Annotated in this window: 15 protein-coding genes; 5 read left to right on the top strand and 10 right to left on the bottom strand. The window is 68.4% G+C overall.

The genetic code is table 11. The features are described 5' to 3' along the window. Positions 1 to 32: 32 nt before the first annotated feature. From C4B30_RS15405 to C4B30_RS15375, 7 genes are all read right to left on the bottom strand, one after another. Positions 33 to 824, bottom strand: coding sequence for a DODA-type extradiol aromatic ring-opening family dioxygenase (locus tag C4B30_RS15405; RefSeq protein WP_027783410.1), 792 nt, complete (start codon positions 822 to 824; stop codon positions 33 to 35). Positions 825 to 1,025: 201 nt separating this feature from the next. Next, the gene (locus tag C4B30_RS15400) at positions 1,026 to 1,622 is read right to left on the bottom strand and encodes a UbiX family flavin prenyltransferase (RefSeq protein WP_027783411.1); all 597 of its coding nucleotides are present in this window, start codon (positions 1,620 to 1,622) and stop codon (positions 1,026 to 1,028) included. A gap of 13 nt (positions 1,623 to 1,635) precedes the next feature. Further along, positions 1,636 to 1,947 carry a Grx4 family monothiol glutaredoxin gene (gene grxD, locus C4B30_RS15395; protein WP_027783412.1) on the bottom strand — a complete coding sequence of 104 codons (312 nt, stop codon included), beginning with the start codon at positions 1,945 to 1,947 and terminating at the stop codon, positions 1,636 to 1,638. A gap of 67 nt (positions 1,948 to 2,014) precedes the next feature. Then, complete coding sequence (gene prmC / locus C4B30_RS15390; RefSeq protein ID WP_027783413.1) at positions 2,015 to 2,857, bottom strand: peptide chain release factor N(5)-glutamine methyltransferase; 843 nt, start codon at positions 2,855 to 2,857, stop codon at positions 2,015 to 2,017. Between the two features lie 7 nt (positions 2,858 to 2,864). Further along, positions 2,865 to 3,947 carry a peptide chain release factor 1 gene (prfA, locus tag C4B30_RS15385; protein ID WP_027783414.1) on the bottom strand — a complete coding sequence of 361 codons (1,083 nt, stop codon included), beginning with the start codon at positions 3,945 to 3,947 and terminating at the stop codon, positions 2,865 to 2,867. Between the two features lie 93 nt (positions 3,948 to 4,040). After that, positions 4,041 to 5,339, bottom strand: a complete 1,299-nt coding sequence (hemA, locus tag C4B30_RS15380; RefSeq protein WP_027783415.1) for a glutamyl-tRNA reductase — start codon at positions 5,337 to 5,339, stop codon at positions 4,041 to 4,043. 26 nt (positions 5,340 to 5,365) lie between these two features. Beyond that, positions 5,366 to 6,130, bottom strand: a complete 765-nt coding sequence (locus C4B30_RS15375; protein ID WP_027783416.1) for a response regulator transcription factor — start codon at positions 6,128 to 6,130, stop codon at positions 5,366 to 5,368. 171 nt (positions 6,131 to 6,301) lie between these two features. Between C4B30_RS15375 and C4B30_RS15370 the strand changes: the two genes are divergently transcribed. From C4B30_RS15370 to C4B30_RS15355, 4 genes are all read left to right on the top strand, one after another. Then, positions 6,302 to 6,556 carry a hypothetical protein gene (locus tag C4B30_RS15370; RefSeq protein ID WP_006477062.1) on the top strand — a complete coding sequence of 85 codons (255 nt, stop codon included), beginning with the start codon at positions 6,302 to 6,304 and terminating at the stop codon, positions 6,554 to 6,556. An 18-nt stretch (positions 6,557 to 6,574) separates the two neighbouring features. Then, the gene (locus C4B30_RS15365; RefSeq protein WP_027783417.1) at positions 6,575 to 8,389 is read left to right on the top strand and encodes an aminopeptidase P family protein; all 1,815 of its coding nucleotides are present in this window, start codon (positions 6,575 to 6,577) and stop codon (positions 8,387 to 8,389) included. Positions 8,390 to 8,466: 77 nt separating this feature from the next. Further along, entirely contained in the window at positions 8,467 to 9,018 is a 552-nt protein-coding gene (locus C4B30_RS15360; RefSeq protein WP_027783418.1) for a cysteine hydrolase family protein, read from the top strand. Then, positions 9,015 to 9,638, top strand: a complete 624-nt coding sequence (locus tag C4B30_RS15355) for an HAD family hydrolase (protein ID WP_027783419.1) — start codon at positions 9,015 to 9,017, stop codon at positions 9,636 to 9,638. The genes C4B30_RS15360 and C4B30_RS15355 overlap by 4 nt, the downstream gene beginning before the upstream one ends. A 130-nt stretch (positions 9,639 to 9,768) precedes the next feature. On the opposite strand, the gene ettA is transcribed toward C4B30_RS15355, so the two are convergent. The 3 genes from ettA to gcvA form a co-directional block, all read right to left on the bottom strand. Beyond that, the gene (gene ettA, locus C4B30_RS15350) at positions 9,769 to 11,436 is read right to left on the bottom strand and encodes an energy-dependent translational throttle protein EttA (protein ID WP_027783420.1); all 1,668 of its coding nucleotides are present in this window, start codon (positions 11,434 to 11,436) and stop codon (positions 9,769 to 9,771) included. Positions 11,437 to 11,607: 171 nt separating this feature from the next. Next, a complete protein-coding gene (locus C4B30_RS15345) occupies positions 11,608 to 11,916 on the bottom strand; it encodes a DUF3761 domain-containing protein (protein ID WP_105132666.1) in 309 nt (102 codons plus the stop codon). A gap of 89 nt (positions 11,917 to 12,005) precedes the next feature. Beyond that, entirely contained in the window at positions 12,006 to 12,923 is a 918-nt protein-coding gene (gene gcvA, locus C4B30_RS15340; protein WP_105132665.1) for a transcriptional regulator GcvA, read from the bottom strand. Between the two features lie 193 nt (positions 12,924 to 13,116). Between gcvA and C4B30_RS15335 the strand changes: the two genes are divergently transcribed. Next, the gene (locus C4B30_RS15335) at positions 13,117 to 14,364 is read left to right on the top strand and encodes an MFS transporter (RefSeq protein ID WP_105132691.1); all 1,248 of its coding nucleotides are present in this window, start codon (positions 13,117 to 13,119) and stop codon (positions 14,362 to 14,364) included. The last annotated feature ends 73 nt before the right edge of the window (positions 14,365 to 14,437 follow it).

Genomic DNA, 14,437 nt, shown 5'->3' with positions numbered 1-14,437 from the left:
GCGGGCTTTTTGCTGGGCGGTTGCGCCGCGGATCAGGCGCCGGCGCTCGCGAACACGTAGTTCGTCATCGCGAGCACGCGCTGGTAGGTGCCGAGCGACTGGATGCCGAGCCGGTAGTCGTCGTCCGCCGCGCCGAGCGCCGTGAAGACCGGCAGCAGGTGCTCGTCGGCCGGATGCATCAGCGCAGCGTGCGGCGCCTGCCGACGGTAGTCGAGCAGCGCGTCGACGTCGCGCGCGGCAAGTTTCGCCTCGAACCAGTCCGTGAATTCCGCGACGCGCGGATCCGCATCCTCGGGCGCCGCGCCGAAATCGGCGGCGCGCAGGTTATGCGTGATCTGCCCCGAACCGATCACCATCACGCCGTCGTCGCGCAGCGGCCGCAGCGCGCGGCCGAGCGCGAAGTGATGCGCGGCATCCGCGCGCGGCTGGATCGACAGTTGCGCGACCGGCACGTCGGCTTCCGGAAACATCAGCAGCATCGGCACCCACGCGCCGTGATCGAGGCCGTGTTCGGCCGTCGCGGTCGCGATGCCGGCTGCGTTCAGCAGCGCGGCCGCGCGCTCGGCAACGTCGGGTGCGCCGGGCGCCGGATAGCGGATGTCGTACAGCGCCTGCGGGAAACCGTAGAAGTCGTGAATCGTGTCCGGATGCGCGGCGACGCTCGCGACCGGCTGTTGCGTGCCCCAGTGCGCGGACAGCATCAGCACCGCGCGCGGGCGCGGCAATTCGGCGCCGAGGTGCGCGAATGCGCCGGACGGCAGCGCCGGGTCGATCGGCAGCGTCGGGGCGCCGTGGGACAGGTACAGCGAAGGCAAGCGGTTCATGGGGATGACCTGCAAAAGGGTTTGCCTGTGACTATAGGCGCGCACCGTGCATTGATAAATCGGCGAACGTGAATTTGATTGGTGCTTGCTGGTTGATAATCGCTGCGGCGGCAGGCAATCGAATACCGATTCGCATCCGAAAGTGGGAAATCGAAGGAATTGCAGCGCGATTTGGCGGCGATGCGCGAAAAAGAGGCGCGGTTACTGCGCGTGCCGGATGCCGGCCCACGGCGTCGTGAGCGGCGCGCCGAGCGCGAACAGGTCGAGGACGCGCGTGACGGTCTGATCGACGAGTTCCTCGATCGTCTTCGGCATCGCATAGAACGCGGGCAGCGGCGGAAAGACGATGCCGCCCATTTCGGTGACGGCGGTCATGTTGCGCAGATGCGCGAGGTTGAACGGCGTTTCGCGCACCATCAGCACGAGACGGCGGCGTTCCTTCAGCGTGACGTCGGCCGCGCGCGTGATCAGGTTGTCGGACAGCCCGTGCGCGACGCTCGCGAGCGTCTTCATCGAGCAGGGCGCGATCACCATGCCGTCGGTCGCGAACGAGCCCGATGCGATCGTCGCGCCGACGTCGCGCACCGAATGCACGACGTCCGCGCGGCTTTCGACATCGGCCTTCGGCAGCTTCAGTTCATGCTGGATGTTGAGCCAGCCGGCGTTCGAAATCAGCAGGTGCGTTTCGACGCCGCCGGCGGCGCGCAGCAGGTCGAGCAGCCGCACGCCGTAAATCGCGCCGGTGGCGCCGGTGATCGCGACGATCAGCCGGCGTGGCGGCGCGCTGGGAGATGCCATCGAAAGGGGGACGTTACGCGGCCGCGAACAGTTGCTGCAGTTCGCCCGACTGGTACATCTCCATCATGATGTCCGAGCCGCCGACGAATTCGCCCTTCACGTAGAGCTGCGGGATGGTCGGCCAGTTCGAGAATGCCTTGATGCCCTGGCGGATTTCGTCGTCTTCCAGCACGTTGACCGTCTTGAACTGGTCGACGCCGCAGGCCTTCAGCACCTGCACGGCGCGGCCCGAGAAGCCGCACATCGGGAATTGCGCGTTGCCCTTCATGAAGAGCACGACCTGGTTTTCGTCGACGATTTGCTTGATACGTTGTTGGGTGTCCATGACTGACCTTGCTTTAGCGGGGCGTTAGATCGAAATGATAGCGGATTTCAACCGGGCGGGCCGGACATCAGCCGGGCAGGCGGCCGCCGGTCGTGCGTTCGATGGCGGCGAGATCGGCGAGCGATTCGACCGCGACGAAGCCGTGCGACGCCAGTATCGCGCGGACGGCTTCGGCTTGGTCGTAGCCGTGCTCGATCCACAGCGTGCCGCCCGGTTTCAGATAGGCGCCGGCGCCCGCGACGATCGTACGGATCGCGCTGAGGCCGTCGGCATCGTCGGTGAGGGCGCCGCGCGGCTCGAAACGCAGGTCGCCTTGCCCGAGATGCGGATCGTGCCGCGCGATGTACGGCGGGTTGCTGACGATCGTATCGAACGCGAGCGCGGGATCGAGCGCCGCGTACCAGTCGCTCCGCAGCCAGTGCAGCGGGCCGCCGGGGCGCGGCGCGCCGAGCAGCTTGTCGGCATTGCGTTGCGCGACCGCGAGCGCGTCCGGCGAACGGTCGAGCGCCCACACGCGCGCATCGGGACGCTCGGCCGCGATCGACACGGCGATCGCGCCGCTGCCGGTGCCGAGATCGAGCACGGCCGCGTGCGGCAGCCCGTCGATCGCCTCGAGCGCGGCTTCGACGAGCAGCTCGGTTTCGGGGCGCGGGATCAGCACGTCGGCCGTCACATCGAACGGGCGCCCGAAGAACTCGCGCATCCCCACCAGCTGCGCGACGGGCTCGCCGGCGACGCGCCGCGCTTCGAGCGCGCGATAGCGTTCGACCGCGGCGGCATCGAGCGGCGCGTCGCCGCGCGTGATCAGCTGCGTGCGGGTCCAGCCGAGCGCGTGCGCGAGCAGCACGCGTGCATCGACCGGGTCGAGCGGCGATGCGCGCAGCAGCGCGTCGGCGGTGGTGTCGGACATCGCGGCCTCAGTCGGCTTCGCCGAGCGACGCGAGCAGCTCGGCCTGGTGCTCGGTGACGAGCGCGCCGATCAGTTCGTCGAGATCGCCGTCCATGATCGCCTCGAGCCGGTACAGCGTCAGGTTGATCCGGTGGTCGGTCATCCGGCCCTGCGGGAAGTTGTACGTGCGGATTCGTTCGGAACGGTCGCCGGAGCCGATCAGGCTCTTGCGCGTCGCGGCTTCCTTCGCATGCTGCTCGTGATACTGCTTGTCCTTGATGCGCGCGGCGAGCACCTTCAGCGCGCGATCCTTGTTCTTGTGCTGCGAGCGGTCGTCCTGGCATTCGACGACGATCCCGGTCGGGAGGTGCGTGACGCGCACCGCCGAGTCGGTCTTGTTGATGTGCTGGCCGCCCGCGCCGGACGCGCGGAACGTATCGATGCGCAGGTCGGCCGGATTGATCTCGACCTCGCCGATCTCGTCGGCTTCCGGCATCACGGCGACCGTGCACGCGGACGTATGGATGCGCCCCTGTGTCTCGGTGGCCGGCACGCGCTGCACGCGATGGCCGCCCGATTCGAACTTCAGGCGCGAATACGCGCCCTGGCCCGCGATCCGCACGATCACTTCCTTATAGCCGCCGAGATCCGACGCGCTCTCCGACATCATCTCGACCTGCCAGCGCTGACGTTCCGCGAAGCGCAGGTACATGCGCAGCAGATCGCCCGCGAACAGCGCCGATTCGTCGCCGCCCGCGCCCGCGCGGATTTCGAGGAAGATGTTGCGGTCGTCGTTCGGATCCTTCGGCAGCAGCATCTTCTGCAGCTCGACCTCGAGGCGCGCCATGCCCTCGCGCGCGCTGCGGATTTCGTCTTCCGCGAAATCGCGCATCGACGGATCGGCGAGCAGTTCCTGCGCGGCCGTCTCGTCGCTGCGCGACTGGCGCCATAACGCGTATTGCTCGACGACCGGGCCGAGTTCCGCATGTTCGCGCGTGAGCTTGCGGTACTGGTCGAGGTCGGCCGTGACGTTTTCGCGGCTCAGCAGGTCGTTCAGTTCGGCCAGCCGGGTGGAAAGCTGGTCGAGCTTGCGTTGCATGCTCGTCTTCATGGTGTGGAGCGGCGCTCCCGGGCAAGGGGTATTCGGAAAGGATAGACCGGCGACAGCACAACGACCGGCCGGCGGCAGGGCGAGCGGCCGGCGCTAGTGGCCGGACGGGTCGTTCGAGCGCGGCGCGTGCTGGTAGAAGCCACGCATCAGGTCGATCAGCGAATCGCGATCGGCGCCGTTGACGCGGTTGAGCGCGCTCGTCGGGCCGTGGATCAGCTTGTTGGTCAGCGCTTGCGACAGCGCTTCGAGCACGGCGGCCGGATCGTCACCGCGCGCGAGCAACTTCTGCGCCTTCTCGACTTCGGCCCGGCGCAGCGCGTCGGCCTGCGTATGCATGTGACGGATCACCGGCACGACGCTGCGCGTGTCGAGCCATTGCATGAAATTCTGCACGCGCGTCTCGATGATCGCCTCGGCCTGGGCGACCGCGGCCTGGCGCGACGCGTTGCCTTCGCGCACGATCGCGCCGAGATCGTCGACGGTGTAGAGGAACACGTCCTTCAGCTTGCCGACTTCAGGCTCGATGTCGCGCGGCACCGCGAGGTCGACCATGAAGATCGGACGGTGGCGGCGCGCCTTCACCGCGCGCTCGACCGCGCCGAGGCCGATGATCGGCAACGTCGATGCGGTGCACGACACGATGATGTCGAATTCGTGCATGCGGGTGGGCAGGTCGGCCAGCGGCATCGCGCGGCCGTTGAAGCGTTCGGCGAGCCGCTGGCCGCGTTCGGCCGTGCGGTTCGCGACGACGAGTTCGCGCGGGCCTTGCGCGGCGAAGTGCGTCGCGCACAGCTCGATCATTTCGCCGGCGCCGATGAACAACACGCGCTGATCCGACACCTTCTCGAAGATCCGCTGCGCGAGGCGAACCGCGGCGGCGGCCATCGACACCGACTGCGCGCCGATTTCGGTCGTGCCGCGCACTTCCTTCGCGACCGCGAACGTGCGCTGGAACAACTGGTTCAGATAGGTGCCGAGCGCGCCGGCTTCCGTCGCGGTGCGAACGGCATCCTTCATCTGGCCCAGAATCTGGGTTTCACCGAGCACCATCGAATCGAGGCCGGAGGCAACGCGGAACGCGTGCCGGACCGCTTCCGACTGCGGCAGCGCATAGACGTGCGGCGCGAGTTCGTCGACCGGAATCCGGTGATACTCCGACAACCAGCGGAGCGCGCCTTCGCGGGCCGCGCGATCGTCGGTCGCGCAATACAGTTCGGTGCGGTTGCAGGTGGAGAGAATCGCCGCTTCGGGCGTATTGGGCGCCTGCGGGCCGAGAAACACGTTCTTGAAGGTGACGAGAGCCGGTTTGATTTGCTCGAGCGGAAACGCCACGCGTTCGCGCAGGGCGACAGGCGCAGTGTGGTGGTTGATTCCGATCGTGAGGAGTTGCATATCGAGGGCTATCGTTTAGCCCCATATTATAGCGTTTCGGCGATTTCCTCACTCGCCGCATACCGGGCATCGGCGTGGCGCGGCCGCGAATTTGGGGGCTCGATCGGCACGCGGTCGAGCTGATAGCCGAAGCCGTAGAGCGGCAACAGCCGGTAGCCGCGCTCCGGAAGCAGCTGCAATTTGCTGCGCAGCCGGGACGCGTGCGTGTCGAGCGTGCGCGACTTCATGTCGCGGCGGCGCGCCCATACCGTTTCGAGGATATGCGCGCGCGACACGGGCCGCGACAGGTTCGTGAACAGCAACTGGGCGAAACGGAACTCTTTCGGCGTGAGTGAAACGATTGCGTCGCCGAAACGCACGAGGCAATGCGTGGCGTCGAACGCGTATTCGCCATACATTTCGCGCGAGCGGGTGGGTGGCCGCCGTACGCCGGCGCGCCGGCTCAGTGCGTTGACACGCGCGAGCAGCTCGGGCCCGCTCACGGGACGCACGAGGCAATCGTCGGCGCCGGCGTGCAGGCACGACACGATTTCGCTTTCGCGCGCCGACTGCATCACGGCGATGGCCGGCAGCCCGGGCAGGACCGCCTGCGCGCGCGGAATGACTTCCTGCGCCTGCTGGTCACCGGCCCAATGACCGGTGACCAGCATGTCGCAGGTGTTGTCGGCGGCGAGCCACTCGAAGAATGCGGTGCTGGACGGAAACGCATGGCACACGTGACCGCCCGCGAAGAGCAGGCGGTTCAGGAGTGCGGTATGACGCGATTCCGGATCGATCAGAGCGATTCGCATGAGAATTTCTTCAATATGGCAGCCGGTGTGCGCTTGCCATAACGTCGAGTCGGCCCCTACACTCGAATGTTCGCGGCGCCCGGCTGGTCTCGGGTTCGATGGATGAATCGATGCTAGCCGCTGGCAGCGTTCACGCCTATGGGACGAATCTGAATTTATAGAAGGCGTTGAATGAACTGGTTTGGAATCCTTGTCCTGGGAGCGGCCGTCGGGCTGTTCGGCCGCTGGCTGCATCCGATGCGGCGCACGGGCCGGCCGGCGTGGTGGATCGCGGTGCTCGTCGGCATCGTGGGCGCGGCCGCCGCCCGCATGGTCGGCAATCTCTCGGGACTGTTTTACGATGGCGAGACGCTCGAATGGCCGGTCTGCACCGGCGTCGCGTTCCTCGCCGTAGCCGTGACGGTCGCGCTGTCGGCCCGTCGCTGAATGCTCTCAGGTGAAATCATGAATGCCCGTCTCCCCGAAGTCTCGCCGGTGCCGGCCCGTCTCGCGCTGCTGCGCGGCGCCATGGCCCGCGAGAATCTGGCCGCCTATCTCGTGCCGTCCGCCGATCCCCATCTGTCCGAATACCTGCCCGAACGCTGGCAGGCGCGCCGCTGGCTGTCCGGCTTCACGGGCTCGGTCGGCACGCTGGTCGTGACCGCAGATTTCGCGGGGCTGTGGGTCGACAGCCGCTACTGGGTGCAGGCCGATGCCGAACTGGCGGGCACGGGCGTCCAGCTGATGAAGATGACGGGCGGGCAGCAGAGCGCACCGTACGTCGACTGGCTCGCGCGCAACGTGGCGGCCGGCGCGACGGTCGGGGTCGACGGCGCCGTGCTCGGCGTCGCGGCCGCACGCGGGTTGACGGCCGCGCTGAGCGCGCGCGGCATCGCGCTGCGTACCGACGTCGACCTGCTCGACGCGATCTGGCCCGAGCGGCCGGGGCTGCCCGGCGACGCGGTATTCGAGCACGTGGCGCCGCAGGCCGACACGACGCGCGCCAGCAAGCTCGCCGACGTGCGCCGCGCGATGCACGCGCAGGGCGCGCAATGGCACTTCGTGTCGACGCTCGACGATCTCGCGTGGCTGTTCAACCTGCGCGGCGCCGACGTCAACTTCAATCCAGTGTTCGTTGCGCACGCAATGATCGGCGCCGATCGCGCGACGTTGTTCGTCGCCGACGGCAAGGTGCCGCCGGCGCTGGCCGCGTCGCTCGCGCAGGACGGCGTCGACGTCCGCGCGTACGACGCCGCGCGTGCGTCGCTCGCGGCGCTGCCCGACGGCGCGACGCTGCTGATCGACCCGCGCCGCGTGACGTTCGGCACGCTCGAGGCCGTGCCGGCCGGCGTGAAGCTCGTCGAGGCCGTGAATCCGTCGACGTTCGCGAAGTCGCGCAAGACGTCCGCCGAGATCGAGCACGTGCGCGTGACGATGGAGCACGACGGCGCCGCGCTCGCGGAATTCTTCGCGTGGTTCGAACAGGCCGTCAATCGCGAGACGATCACCGAGCTGACGATCGAGGAGAAGCTCACGGCCGCGCGCGCCCGCCGCCCCGGCTATGTGTCGGCGAGCTTCGCGACGATCGCCGGCTTCAACGCGAACGGCGCGATGCCGCACTACCACGCGACGCGCGAGTCGCACGCGACGATCGCCGGCGACGGGCTGCTGCTGATCGATTCGGGCGGCCAGTACACGACGGGCACGACCGACATCACGCGCGTCGTGCCGGTCGGCACCGTCAGCGACCTGCAGCGGCGCGATTTCACGATCGTGCTGAAGTCGATGATGGCGCTGTCGCGCGCCCGCTTCCCGCGCGGCATCCGCTCGCCGATGCTCGACGCGATCGCGCGTGCGCCGATGTGGGCGGCCGGGCTCGACTACGGCCACGGCACCGGGCATGGCGTCGGTTACTTCCTGAACGTGCACGAAGGCCCGCAGGTCATCTCGCACTACGCGCCGGCCGAGCCGTACACGGCGATGGAAGAGGGGATGATCACGTCGATCGAGCCGGGCGTGTACCGTCCGGGCCAGTGGGGCATCCGGATCGAGAACCTGGTCGTGAACCGCGCGGCAGGGCAGACGGAATTCGGCGATTTTCTCGCGTTCGAGACGCTGACGCTGTGCCCGATCGACACGCGTTGCGTGCTGATCGAGATGCTGCACGACGAAGAGCGCGCGTGGCTGAACACGTATCACGCAACGGTGCGCGAGCGCGTCGGCCGGCACCTGAGCGGCGACGCGAAGGCATGGCTCGATGTGCGCACGCAGCCGATCTGACGCAACGCGCGGTAATGGCCGGATAGCGGCCGGGTAGCGGTCGCACGACGGCCGGACAACGACGGCGAGGGCAAGCAATGGCGGACACCGCGGTGATCGTGATCGACATGCAGCGCGGGCTGGTGGAGCGGGCGCAGCCCGCGTACCGGCTCGACGACGTGGTGTCGGGCATCAACCGGTTGACGGCGGCGGCGCGCGCGGCGAATGCGCCGGTGTGCTTCGTGCAGCACGACGGCGACGCGGACGACGACATCGTGCCCGGCACGCCGGGCTGGGCACTGCACGCAGGGCTGGTCGTCGGTCGCGACGACTGGCGCGTGCGCAAGCAGGCGAGCGACGCGTTCCACGACACGCCGCTCGCGGCGCAGCTCGATCGCCACGGCATCCGTTCGGTGCTGATCTGCGGCTATGCGACCGAGTTCTGCGTCGATTCGGCCGCGCGCCGTGCCGCGCTGCTCGGCTACCGGACGACCGTCGTGTCCGATCTGCATACGACGAACGAGCGCGCCCACCTGTCGGCGGCGCAGATCGTCGCGCATCATCACTTCATCTGGCACAACAATTCGCTGTCGGGCAACGCGGTGACGCCGCGTCCGCTCGCCGACGTGCTCGCCGCGGAGTTCGCATGACGATCAAGGCAGTGGTGTTCGATTTCGGCGGCGTGCTGATCGACTGGAGCCCCGAGTATCTTTACCGTGAACTGATTCCCGACGAGGGCGAGCGCCGCTGGTTCCTCACGCACGTGTGCGCGATGGACTGGGTGGTCCGTCAGGACGGTGGGCAGACGATCGAGGAGGGCACGGCGGAACTCGTCGCGAAGTTTCCGGAGCACGAAGCACTGATCCGCGCGTTCTACGCGCGCTGGCACGAGATGATCGGCGGCGTGCTCGAAGAGGGCGCGGCCCTCGTCGATCGGCTGGAGGCGCAGGGGATGCCGCTGTTCGGGCTGACGAACTGGTCCGCGCAGACGTTTCCGTACGCATGGGACAACTTCCCGGTGCTGCGCCGGTTCAAGGACATCGTCGTGTCGGGCCGCGTGAAGCTCGTGAAACCCGATCCGGCGATCTACCGCGAGATGCATGCGCGGATCGATCCGCACCTGCCCGGCATCGCGCCGCACGAGCTCGTGTTCATCGACGACAACGCGAAGAACGCCGAGGCTGCGACGGCGCTCGGCTGGCACGGCATTCATCATACGAGCGCGGCGGCGACCGAGGCGCGGCTGCGCGAACTGGGCGCGCTCGCGTAAGGGCGGACGGGCGCCGGGCAAATAAAAAAGCGGGCCATGAGCCCGCTTTTTCGTTGTGCCGTTCCGGATGCGGCCGCCTTCGGCACCCAGCGCCGCGCGATCGCGGTGCCGGGCGCCCGGGCCGCGCCGGTCAGCGGCTGATCGGCTTGTAGCGCAGGCGCTTCGGCTTCGCGGCTTCCTCGCCGAGGCGCGCACGCTTGTCGGCTTCGTACTCCTGGTAGTTGCCGTCGAAGAACGTGACCTGCGAATCGCCTTCGAACGCGAGGATGTGCGTCGCGATCCGGTCGAGGAACCAGCGATCGTGCGAGATCACCATCACCGAGCCCGCGAATTCGAGCAGCGCGTCTTCCAGCGCACGCAGCGTTTCGACGTCGAGGTCGTTCGACGGTTCGTCCAGCAGCAGCACGTTGCCGCCCGAGATCAGCGTCTTCGCGAGGTGCAGCCGACCGCGTTCGCCGCCGGACAGGTTGCCGACGATCTTCTGCTGGTCGCCGCCCTTGAAGTTGAAGCGGCCGATGTACGCGCGCGACGGCGTTTCGTACTTGCCGACCGTCAGCACGTCGGCGCCGCCCGAGATTTCCTCGAACACCGTCTTCGAACCGTCGAGCGCGTCGCGGCTCTGGTCGACGTACGCGAGCTTCACCGTCGGGCCCATCACGACTTCGCCCGAATCCGGCTGTTCCTTGCCGGTCAGCATCTTGAACAGCGTCGACTTGCCGGCGCCGTTCGGGCCGATGATGCCGACGATCGCGCCGGCAGGGATCTTGAAGCTCAGGTTGTCGATCAGCAGGCGGTCGCCGAACGATTTGCTGACGTTCTTGAACTCGATCACTTCGTTGCCGAGGCGTTCGCCGGCCGGAATGAAGATTTCCTGCGTTTCGTTGCGCTTCTGGTATTCCTGGCTGCTCAGCTCCTCGAAGCGCGCGATACGCGCCTTCGACTTCGCCTGACGGCCCTTCGGGTTCTGGCGCACCCACTCCAGTTCCTTCTTGATCGCCTTCTGGCGCGCCGATTCCGACGCTTCTTCCTGCTTCAGGCGCTCTTCCTTCTGGTCGAGCCAGCTGCTGTAGTTGCCCTTCCACGGAATGCCGTGGCCGCGGTCGAGTTCGAGAATCCACTCGGCCGCGTTGTCGAGGAAGTAGCGATCGTGCGTGACGGCGACGACGGTGCCCGGGAAGCGCACCAGGAACTGCTCGAGCCAGTCGACCGATTCGGCGTCGAGGTGGTTGGTCGGCTCGTCGAGCAGCAGCATGTCGGGCTTTTCGAGCAGCAGCTTGCACAATGCGACGCGGCGCTTTTCACCGCCCGACAGGTGCTCGATCTTCGCGTCCCACGCCGGCAGGCGCAGCGCGTCGGCGGCCACTTCGAGCTGCTGCTCGGGGCTGCCGCCGTCGCTCGACGCGAGGATCGCTTCGTACTTCGCCTGTTCGGCCGCGAGTGCGTCGAAGTCGGCGTCCGGTTCGGCATACGCGGCGTAGATTTCTTCCAGCTTCTTGTTGGCCTGGAACAGGTCGCCGAGGCCTTCCTCGACGGCTTCGCGCACGGTCTTCGTCGGGTCGAGCTGCGGTTCCTGCGGCAGATAGCCGATGTTCAGGTTCGGCATCGGCGTGGCTTCGCCTTCGATGTCCTTGTCGACGCCCGCCATGATGCGGATCAGCGTCGACTTGCCCGAGCCGTTCAGGCCGAGCACGCCGATCTTCGCGCCGGGAAAGAACGACAGCGAGATGTCCTTCAGGATCTGGCGCTTGGGCGGCACGATCTTGCCGACCCGGTTCATCGTGAAAACGTATTGGGCCATTTCGGTGTGAAAGTCAGAAGTGGTTGAGACTGCCGCGCAGCGCGCGCGGGCGTGGCGGCGTCGGGTGATCCGGTACGGAGCGTGCCGCGCGGGGCGCGGCGGTGCGAGCGCGTATTGTACTTCGCCGCCGGCTGCCGCTGGCGCGGCGCAGGCCATTCGGCCGACCCGCGCTCACAGCCACGCGGCGACGCCCCCGTGCCCCGAGCAGGTGCCGCGCCGGTGGCGGCTGAAGCTGTACGTGCCGTCGCGGCAGCGCGCGCTCGCGCCGTCGGGTATGCGGCCCGATTTCGAATGCGCGGGCGCATGCACGGTTTCGCCGTCGCGGTTGCGATACGTGTCGTGACGGTCGAGATCGGCTTCGTTGCCGTAGCCGGGTGACGCGCGGTACGCATGCGCGGAAGGGGGCAACGCGGCGGCCGCGGCGAAGAGCGCGACGGACAGGGCCGCGACATGGGTCGCGCGGTGGAGCAGGGCACGCATGGTCTCTCTCGTTCCGTTTGTCGTTATCGATGTCGGGCCGATCGCCCGCGCCGCATGTTAGCGGATCGGCGCCGTCTACCCGCGCGACGCTACGCCGCGCCGGACATCGACGCCGCGCCGTCCGCCCGCGCGGCGTCGAGAATCCACCGGCGGAACGCGGCAACCTTCGGCCGTTCCGCGTGATGCGGCGGATAGACGAGGTAGTACGCGAAATCGTCGAGCCATGCGACGTCGGCAAGCTGCACGAGTCGGCCGCTCGCCAGCTCGGCGCGCACCATCGCGGCCGGCAGCAGCCCGGCGCCCTGGCCGGCGAGGATCGCCTGCAGCAGCAGGCCCGAGTCGTCGAACGCAGGGCCGCGCGGCGGGCCGAAATCGTCGATCCGCTGCGCGCCGAACCAGATGTGCCAGCCCTTGCGTTCGGCATCGTGCAACTGCGGCCAGCCGACGAGCGCGGCCGGCGTCTCCGGCATGCCGAGCCGCGCGACGAGTTCGGGCGACGCGAGCGCGACGATTTCGACCGTCAGCAGCCGTTCGCTGCACAGCCCGACGTAACGCCCGAGGCCGTGGCGGATCGCGACGTCGACGCCGTCGCGCGCGAAATCCGCGAGCGCGTGGCTCGTGACGACCTGCAGGTCGACGTCGGGGATCGCCTGCCGGAACTGCGCGAGGCGCGGGACGAGCCACGCGGACGCGAAGAACGGCGTGACGCTCACCGTCAGCACGCCGCTGTCGGCGGCGCCCGACACGCGCTGCGACGCGTCGGCGATCTGTCGGAACGCGTTGCGCACGGGCGGCAGGTAGTCGCGGCCGGCGGCCGTCAGCAGGATGCCGCGGTTCACGCGCTCGAACAGTTGCACGCCGAGATGGGTCTCGAGCGTGCGGATCATCTGGCTCACCGCGCCGGGCGTGACCGACAGCTCCTCGGCCGCCGACTTCACCGACAGGTGGCGGGCGGCGGCTTCGAAGGCGCGCAACGCGTTGAGCGGCGGCAGGCGGGAACGGTTCATTCAGTTTTTCTAAAGCGAAAGGCCGAGGAAATATCGTTTGAGGCGACGCATGCGCGCGCGTACCGTTGACACATCGGATCGCATGTTTCACCGCTGCTTGTAGGCGGCCGATGCGATCAACATAGTTCAACTATATCCACGGGGCAACCCGGACGCCGCCCGGCAGCCGGTGGAACCCGAAAGGAGCGTCGTCATGAACCGCCCGGGCGCGTCGCGCCTTTTCTACGGATGGTACGTGGTGGCGGCCGCGTTCGCCGTCACGTTCGTCGGGTTCGGCAGCGCGTATACGTTCAGCGCGTTCGTCGAGTCGCTGCAGCGGGATTTCGCCGCGTCGCGCGGCCAGATCTCGCTCGTGTTCTCGCTCGCCGGCTTCCTGTACTTCGGCTTCGGCATCGTCAGCGGGCCGCTGGCCGATCGTTTCGGCTCGCGGCGGCTCGCCGTCGCCGGGATGCTGCTGACCGGCGCGGGGCTCGCGGCCGCCGGCGCCGCGCATACGCTGCTGCAGGTCTATGTCGCGTACGGGCTCGGTGTCGGGGTCGGCGTCGGCTGCGCGTACGTGCCGGCCGTCGGCGCGGTGCAGCGCTGGTTCGTGCGCCGGCGCGGGTTCGCATCGGGGCTCGCGGTCGCGGGGATAGGCGTCGGCACGCTGGTGATGCCGCCGCTCGCGTCCGCGCTGATCGCGCAGGTCGGCTGGCGCGGCGCGTATTTCGCGCTGGCCGCGCTCGCGATCGTGCTGGGCGCCGGCATGTCGCTGCTGATCGAGAACGACCCGCGCAGGCGCGGATTGCTGCCGGACGGCGATGCCGCCGGCGACGACGGCCGGAATGCCGCCGTCGCATCGACCGGCGCGACGGTGCGCGAAGCCGTCACGTCGCGGCCGTTCGCGAGCCTCTACGCGGCCTGCCTCGTCTGCTCGTTCGGTGTGTTCGTCCCGTTCGTTCACCTCGTGCCGTACGCGCTCGATCACGGCGTCGCGCCGTCGACGGCCGTGCTGCTGCTCGGCGCGATCGGCGTGGGCAGCACGGCCGGCCGCTTCTTCCTCGGCGGCCTTGCCGACCGCTTCGGCCGCCGCGCGTCGCTGCTCGCGATGTTCGCCGGCATGGCCGTCGCGCTGCTCGCGTGGGCGGGCGCCGGCACCGTCGCGACGCTGGCTGCGTTCGCGCTCGTGTTCGGCGTGTTCTACGGCGGCTGGGTCGCCGTGCTGCCGGCGGTCGCAATGGACTATTTCGGCGGCCGCAACGTGAGCGCGATCATCGGCATCCTGTACACGAGCGTCGCGTTCGGCACGCTGATCGGGCCGGCCGCCGCGGGCTTCATCTACGACGCAGGCGGCGGCTATCTCGTGCCGATCCTCGCGAGCGCCGCCGCGAATGCGATCGCGTTCGCGATCGTCGCGACCACCGGGCGTGCGCCGGCCGCCGCACGCGCGGCCGGCGGATAACGCCGCTCGCCAGGCGCGTTACGCGGTTTCCGGTAGAGTGGCCGGACCGTCAACCATCGACGCATGATCGGGG

Source organism: Burkholderia sp. BE12 (assembly GCF_002959955.1).
Lineage (GTDB): Bacteria > Pseudomonadota > Gammaproteobacteria > Burkholderiales > Burkholderiaceae > Burkholderia.
The sequence above is the reverse complement of the archived record's forward strand: the minus strand, read 5'-3'. Positions and strand labels throughout refer to the sequence as shown.

What these genes read in the sequence shown, in the direction of transcription:
- C4B30_RS15405 (WP_027783410.1), bottom strand. Translation starts at nt 824, where the DNA reads ATGAACCGCTTGCCTTCGCTGTACCTGTCCCACGGCGCCCCGACGCTG.
- C4B30_RS15400 (WP_027783411.1), bottom strand. Translation starts at nt 1,622, where the DNA reads ATGGCATCTCCCAGCGCGCCGCCACGCCGGCTGATCGTCGCGATCACC.
- grxD (WP_027783412.1), bottom strand. Translation starts at nt 1,947, where the DNA reads ATGGACACCCAACAACGTATCAAGCAAATCGTCGACGAAAACCAGGTC.
- prmC (WP_027783413.1), bottom strand. Translation starts at nt 2,857, where the DNA reads ATGTCCGACACCACCGCCGACGCGCTGCTGCGCGCATCGCCGCTCGAC.
- prfA (WP_027783414.1), bottom strand. Translation starts at nt 3,947, where the DNA reads ATGAAGACGAGCATGCAACGCAAGCTCGACCAGCTTTCCACCCGGCTG.
- hemA (WP_027783415.1), bottom strand. Translation starts at nt 5,339, where the DNA reads ATGCAACTCCTCACGATCGGAATCAACCACCACACTGCGCCTGTCGCC.
- C4B30_RS15375 (WP_027783416.1), bottom strand. Translation starts at nt 6,130, where the DNA reads ATGCGAATCGCTCTGATCGATCCGGAATCGCGTCATACCGCACTCCTG.
- C4B30_RS15370 (WP_006477062.1), top strand. Translation starts at nt 6,302, where the DNA reads ATGAACTGGTTTGGAATCCTTGTCCTGGGAGCGGCCGTCGGGCTGTTC.
- C4B30_RS15365 (WP_027783417.1), top strand. Translation starts at nt 6,575, where the DNA reads ATGAATGCCCGTCTCCCCGAAGTCTCGCCGGTGCCGGCCCGTCTCGCG.
- C4B30_RS15360 (WP_027783418.1), top strand. Translation starts at nt 8,467, where the DNA reads ATGGCGGACACCGCGGTGATCGTGATCGACATGCAGCGCGGGCTGGTG.
- C4B30_RS15355 (WP_027783419.1), top strand. Translation starts at nt 9,015, where the DNA reads ATGACGATCAAGGCAGTGGTGTTCGATTTCGGCGGCGTGCTGATCGAC.
- ettA (WP_027783420.1), bottom strand. Translation starts at nt 11,436, where the DNA reads ATGGCCCAATACGTTTTCACGATGAACCGGGTCGGCAAGATCGTGCCG.
- C4B30_RS15345 (WP_105132666.1), bottom strand. Translation starts at nt 11,916, where the DNA reads ATGCGTGCCCTGCTCCACCGCGCGACCCATGTCGCGGCCCTGTCCGTC.
- gcvA (WP_105132665.1), bottom strand. Translation starts at nt 12,923, where the DNA reads ATGAACCGTTCCCGCCTGCCGCCGCTCAACGCGTTGCGCGCCTTCGAA.
- C4B30_RS15335 (WP_105132691.1), top strand. Translation starts at nt 13,117, where the DNA reads ATGAACCGCCCGGGCGCGTCGCGCCTTTTCTACGGATGGTACGTGGTG.